The organism is Methylobacterium sp. WL120, assembly GCF_008039465.1.
In the GTDB taxonomy this organism is placed as follows: Bacteria; Pseudomonadota; Alphaproteobacteria; order Rhizobiales; family Beijerinckiaceae; genus Methylobacterium; species Methylobacterium cerastii.
Genome location: NZ_VRUT01000219.1, coordinates 1 through 6159, shown reverse-complemented (window position 1 = coordinate 6159; position 6159 = coordinate 1). Strand labels below are relative to the sequence as shown.

The window sequence follows — 6159 nt, the reverse complement described above, 5'->3', positions numbered from 1 at the left end:
CCATCGGGAACGGGCGCCGCCGGTCCGGCACCGGCTCGGCCTTGGCGGCGGCGGCCTCGGCGCGGGTGATGGCGCCGCGGTCGGCGGCGATGTCGAGCACGCGGTCCCGCGCCCGGCGGGCGGTGTCGGCGAACCGGTCCGGCCGGCGGGTCTCCGGCGCCTGCGGCAGGGCGACGAGGAGGGCGGATTCGGCGAACGACAGGCGGGCGGGCTCGCGCCCGAAATAGGCGAGCGCCGCCGCCCGCACCCCCTCGACCGGGCCGCCATAGGGGGCGAGCGCGAGGTAGAGGTCGAGCACGCCGGCCTTGCCGAAGCGGCGCTCCAACTCGACCGCGCGGACCATCTGCCGGAGCTTCGCGGCGAGCGAGCGCTCGGGGCGCGGCTCGACGAGGCGGGCGACCTGCATCGACAGGGTCGAGCCGCCGGAGACGATCCGTCCGTGCGCCAGCCATTGCCAGGCGGCCCGGAGCGTCGCCGCCGGGTCGATGCCGGGATGGTCGGCGAAGCGCCGGTCCTCGTAGGCCGTGAGCATCGTGAGATAGCGCGGGTCGACGGAGGCCGCCCGCACCGGCAGCCGCCAGCGCCCGTCCGGGGTGGCGAACGGGCGCAGCAGGGTGTCGCGCGCGTCGACGACGATGGTCGAGCGGAGGTCAGCCTGCGTCAGGTCGAGGGGCGGTAGCGTCGCCGCGAAGCGCCAGAGGGCGAGGAGGGGGATGGCGACGGCAAGAGCGACGAGAGCGAGGCCGGCGAGCGACCATCGCAGCGCGGATGCCGGACGACCCGCAGGCCCCCTCTCCCGAGCGGGAGAGGGTTGGGGTGAGGGATGAGAACTGTCCGGAGAGGTCACGCCCCTCACCCCAGCCCTCTCCCCATGGGAGAGGGAGCCGCGCGCGCCACCGGGTCTCGCTCGTCCGCCATCCCTACTTCGCCGCCCCGATCTCGACGGAGCCGAACGCCGTGCGGCCGAAGCGTTCGGGGCGGTACATGTCCTCGATCGTCGCGGCCGGGTGGACGTAGGTGCCCGGCGAGACCGCGCGCACGGTGTAGGCGGCGGTGAAGAAGGCCGATTGCTCGGGGGTGCGGTCGTAGGCGGCCACGAAGCGGTCGTCGCGGAACTCGGTGTGGACCGGCTGTACGTCGGACTTCGCGAAGGCCAGGCCGCTGAGCCCGTCGGCGTCGAGGAGCTTCGGGTTGTCGATCTCGAGGCCCGCGGGCAGGCGATCCACCAGCAGCAGGCGGCCGGCGCTGGCCTTGGCCTCCGTCACCTTCAACACCACCACGAGGCGGTCGTTCTGGCGGATGCCGCGGGCGGGGTCGACGACGCTTCCGTCGAGGCGGTGGTAGCTCCGCTCGATCGTGTAGCCCCGCGCCTCGGCCGGCTCCGGCGTCACCGGGTTGCCGGAGACGCCGAGCGCCACCTGCACCGGCGCCCGGCCGGTGTTGACGATCGCCACCGGGCGCTCCAGCGCCGCCGCCTTGTAGCTGCGCGCCAGGGGGCCGGACTGGGGCGCGCCGTCGACGGTGAAGGACAGCGCGTCGGCCTCCTTGGTCAGCCCTTGCGCCGCCAGCACCATCCAGGTGTTCTCCTGCGTGCTGGTGACCCGCCCCGAGGCGCGCTCCTCGGTGAGGACCGCGGAGACCGGGGTCAACGCGGCCTGCGAGAAGCCTGTCTCGGCGGCGAGCGCCAGCAGGCCGGCGCCGTCGCGCAGGCGCGAGCCGTAGTCGGCGCGGTAGCTCTGCTTGTCCCGCTCGGAGCGCAGCGCCGTCAGCGCCGAGTCCATCGCTTTGGCCGCACGGCCGCGGTCGCCCAGCAGCGCCAGGGCCGCCGCGATCTGCGCCCGCCCGAGGGGGGTGGCGAAGTCGGCGAGCTTGGTGTCGGCGAGGTAGCGCAGGTCCCCCATCACCGGGCGGCCGTTCCGGGCGAGCACGTAGGCGGCGTAGGCGAGGTCGGTGCCGCCGTCGCGCACCTCGGTGGTGTTGGCGACCGCGTTGCGCAGGCGGTCGAGGGCTTGGCCGAACGCGACCTGCGGCACGGCGAACCCACGCTCGCGGGCCCGCGTCAGGAAGTCGGTGATGTAGGCCGAGAGCCAGAGGTCGTTCGAGCCTTGCGCCGACCACAGCCCGAAATCGCCGCTCGCATCCTGGCGCGACAGCACCCGCTCGATCGCCTCGCGGATCCGGGCGTCGACGGTGTCGTCGAGGGCGAGCCGGTCGCGGGCGGCGAGCGCGTTGACGTAGAGCAGCGGCATCGCCCGGCTCACCACCTGCTCGGAGCAGCCGTAAGGGTAGCGGTCGAGCGCCAGCAGCAGCGCCGGCACGTCGATGCCGGGCAGCGCCGAGGCCCCCACCGAGACCGTGCCGGTGCCGGGCAGGATGTCGGCGAGGAGGTCGCCGGAGACCTGCAGGCCGGCGCCGGGCGCGAGCGTGCGCACCTCGCGCCGCACCAGCGCGCCCGTGCCGGGCGAGACGGGAAGCGTGAAGCGCTGGCCGACGCCCGCCGCGAGGCCGGGGCCGGAGAGCGTCAGGTCGAGGGTCGCGGTGCCGGGGCCGGCCGCGGTGATCGGCACGACGAGCTGCCCCTTGGCGCCCGCCTCCAGCCGCATCGTCGAGCGCACCGCCTGCGCGCCGACCAGCACCGGGCCGGACAGGTCGAAGTCGAGGGTGTAGTCGCCGGCCTGCCCCTCGACGTTGTCCAGCGCCACGAAGGCGCGCGAGCGGTCGCCGGCGTTGAGGAAGCGCGGCAGCGTGCCGGTGACCACCACGGGGTCGCGCACGATCACGTCGGCCGAGGCCTGGCCGACGCGGGCCCCGCTCCACGCGGTGACCATCACCCGCGCGGTGCCGTTGAAGGCGGGCACCGGGAAGGTGACGCTGGCGCTGCCGTCCGGGGCCACGCTCACCACGCCGGAATAGAGCGCGAGCGGGGCCTGGGTCGGGGGCGAATCCGCGAGCTCCGCGCCGGCTCCGTCGCCGCCGGAGCGGATCGCGCCGACCGTGCCCTGCATCCCGTCGATCAGGTACCCGTAGACGTCGCGGATCTCGGGGCCGAGCGCCTTCTGGCCGAGGAAGTAGGCGACGGGGTTCGGCGCCTCGTAGCGGGTGAGGTTGAGGATGCCGACGTCGACCATCGCCACGGTGACGCGCGCCGCCTCGCCGGACTTGAGGCCCGCGAGGCGGATCGGCAGGGTCAGGTCCTGGCGCGGCCGGGCCTTCGCCGGAGCCTCGACCGAGACCGTGAGCGCGCGCTCGGCCCGGTCGACGGAGAACCACGCCAGCCCGAGCGCCCGGCCCGGCAGGCGCTTGGCCGCCTGGTCGAGGGGCCGGTAGGCGGTGGCGACGAGGTAGGCGCCGGCGCCCCACTCGGCCTTGACCGGGATCGACACCGTGGCGCCCGCCTCCGGCACGTCCACGTCGCGCACCACCTGGACCCGGTCGCCGACCACCGTCACGGTGGCCCGGCCCTTGAAGTGCGGGTTCAGCCGCGCCTGCAGGGTGTCGCCGGCCTTGTAGGCCGCCTTGTCGAGGGTGAGGTCGAGGAGGTCGGGCACGTCGGCCGTCTCCGAGCCGCCCCAGCCGACGCTGAAGGTGACGCTCGCCGCCCCCCCCGGCTTGCCCGGCGCGCTCGCCTCCAGCCGATACTTGCCGAAGGCGAGGGCCTGCGCGACCTTGGCCGGCGCGTCGGCCTTGAGGTCGAGGGTGCCGTCGGCGACGCGGCGCACGGACTTCACCGGCTCGAACGACCAGCGGCCGTCGGCGCGGTACCATTGGTAGGTCTGCTCCAGGCGCGACAGCGTCCAGGTCACGCCGCCCTGCGCCAGCCGCGTGCCGTCGGGGGCCGCCATCACCACGTCGAAGCCCGCCGTGCCGTTCACCGGCAAATCGTCCGAAAACCCCTTGCGGATCGCCAGCACCGGCCCCTCGGGCAGGATCGGCAGGGTGAGGCTGCGCGACAGCGCCCGCCCGCCGGGCTCGCCCACGGCCAGCGTGATCTTGGCCTCCAGCGGGCGCGGGGCGGCGAGCGCCTGCACCGGGACCGTCACCACGGCCTCGCCCTTGGCGTCGGTGGTGGCGCGCGCCTCGATCTCCTGGGTCGAGGCCTCGATCGCCTCGTCGTCGAGGCCGACCTGGAAGCCCTCCAGGCCCTTGACGCCGCTCGCGGCCGACGCCTGCACGGTGACGCTGCCCGAGACGTCGAGCCCCGAGCCCGGCGCGCCGTAGAGGTAGCGCGCGGCCACCGCGACCTTCGCGGCCTCGCCCTTGCGCAGGGCCGGCTGCTCGGGCTTCAGCGTCACCTCGAGCCGCTCGGGGACGTAGTCCTCGATCAGGAACGAGGCCTCGCCGACGGCCGGCGCCTTCGGGTCGGTGAAGGCCGCGATCCGCCAGGTGCCGTGCATCGCGCCCGACAGCAGCGGCAGCGGCAGGGCGCGCCCGCCCAGGCCCTGGTCGGCCACCGAGACGCGGCGGTACTCGACGCCGTCGGGGCGCTTGACCACCAGGGTCAGCGGCAGGCTCGGCACCGCCTTGCCCTGCCCGTCGCGGAGGATGGCGGTGATCTGCACGGTCTCGCCGGAGCGGTAGACCCCGCGCTCGGGGAAGACGTAGGCCTCGATCGCGCCGGCGTCGGCCCGGCCCTTCACGCCGCGGTCGGTGAGGTCGAAGGCCGCGAGGTTGAGGTCGAGGAAGCCGTAATCGTCGCCGACCTGCGCCACCACGAGGCTCGGCGCCGCGCCGCCCTCCCCGCGGGCGAGCCCCGGATCGAAGGCGGCATGCCCGCTCTCGTCGGTGCGGCGGGTGGCCAGCACCTCGTTGTTGCGGGCGACGAGGCGGATCTCTGCGTTCGGCACCACCGTGGCGGCGGCGAGCGAGCGCGCGATGACGTGGACGCCGTCGCGGCCCTTGAAGGCGGTCAACCCGAGGTCGGAGACCACGAACCACTGCGTCGCCTTGGCCTCATAGCCGCCGTCCTCGACCTCGGACGACGCCGCGACGGCGCCGGAGGGCTGCGCCAGCATCACGTAGAGGCCGGGCTCGAGCTTGCCGACCGCCTGCAGCACGGGGAAGGCGGTGACCGCCTCCTGGTTCACCTCGGCCTTGGCGGTGTCGAGGGTGCCCTTCCAAACCTGGACGCCCTTCTCCGCGGCGATGGTGCGCGCGGTGGCGCCGTTGAGCTGGCCCAGGAACTCCTCCGATCGCAGGGACGGCAGCAGGCCGCGGTCGCCGATGCGCAGCACCTCGACGTCGAGCTTCGAGGCGTTGACCGAGACCAGCGGCACCCCCGCCTGGCCGGTGCGGGGTAGGACGTAGTTGCGGCCGGTGAAGCGCACCTGGGGGGCGCGGTCGCGGACGTAGACCTCGTAGTCGGCCGACTTCAGCAGCACCTCGCCGACCGAGGAGGGCAGGCCCTGGCGCACGACGAAGGCGTAGGAGCCGCCGTGCTTCAAACCGTCGACGCAGACCTGCGCGCCCTCCGCCGTGACCGCGGCGTTGGTCGCGCCCGACACCGCGACGAAGGGGGCGAAGTCGGTCCTGGCCGCGACCGGCTCGGAGAAGGTGAAGCACACCCGCGGGGCGGCGGCGTCCGCGTCGACCTTGTAGTCGAGGATGCGGAAGCCGTGCTCGGCGCGCATCGTCTCGTAGGCCTCGCGCACCGCGGCCACGTCGTCGAGGGCCAGGCTCGCGGCGTAGGCTTCCAGCGCCGGGCGCCACTCCCCCCGGCCGCCCTGGATCTCGGCGAGCTGGGCCAGAGCCTGGGCCGCCTCGGGGGCGGTGCGCGCGCGCTGGTAGGCCTGGTAGGCGGCGGCCGGCGCCCGGCCGCGCAGGCGCGCGCGGCCCTCGTAATCCTTGTTCTCGTCGTCTCCGGCCACCGCGTCGGCCGCACGCGCGTAGCCGAGCCAGGCCTGGATGTCGGACGGGTCGCCGGCGGCCGCGGCGGAGAACAGCGGCAGCGCCTCGGCGGGTTTGTCGTCGGCGAGCAGCGCCTCGGCGGCGCGGCGCGACGCGGCGGGATTCTTCGTGACCCCGCCCGACTCGCCCTTCAGCGACGCCTCGAGCCGCACGGCCGCGCTCGCCAGCGCCTCGCGCATGAAGGGTCTGGCGAAGGCGGGCGCGGGCCGCGCCGCGGGAGTCGGAGCGGATGTCGAGGCGGGCCTGGCGGCGGGG

The 6159-nt window shown here is 75.0% G+C and carries 2 protein-coding genes; both read right to left on the bottom strand.

The genetic code is table 11. The features are described 5' to 3' along the window. Positions 1-715: transglycosylase domain-containing protein (locus FV229_RS24555; protein ID WP_246688327.1), on the bottom strand; the 715-nt coding region annotated here is incomplete at its 3' end. Between the two features lie 205 nt (positions 716-920). Beyond that, on the bottom strand, positions 921-6083 hold the full coding sequence (locus tag FV229_RS24550; RefSeq protein ID WP_246688326.1) for an alpha-2-macroglobulin: 5163 nt from the start codon (positions 6081-6083) through the stop codon (positions 921-923). Positions 6084-6159: the final 76 nt, after the last annotated feature.

Coding starts and splice junctions, on each gene's coding strand:
- FV229_RS24550 (WP_246688326.1), bottom strand. CDS start 6,083: ATGCGCGAGGCGCTGGCGAGCGCGGCCGTGCGGCTCGAGGCGTCGCTG.